At 51.2% G+C, this 260-nt stretch carries 1 rRNA gene; it reads right to left on the bottom strand.

From position 1 onward, the window contains the following. Positions 1 to 260 (bottom strand): 23S ribosomal RNA (locus AC6UDB_RS07100); the annotation flags it as partial.

The raw sequence follows: 260 nt of genomic DNA, 5'->3' as shown, positions 1-260 counted from the left end.
AAACAGTGCTCTACCCCCTACAGTGATACATGAGGCGCTACCTAAATAGCTTTCGAGGAGAACCAGCTATCTCCGAGCTTGATTAGCCTTTCACTCCGATCCACAGGTCATCCGCTAACTTTTCAACGGTAGTCGGTTCGGTCCTCCAGTCAGTGTTACCTAACCTTCAACCTGCCCATGGATAGATCGCCCGGTTTCGGGTCTATACCCAGCGACTAAACGCCCTATTAAGACTCGCTTTCGCTACGCCTCCCCTATTC

This window comes from Fructilactobacillus sp. X3R2C1, assembly GCF_059901235.1.
The sequence above is the reverse complement of the archived record's forward strand: the minus strand, read 5'-3'. Positions and strand labels throughout refer to the sequence as shown.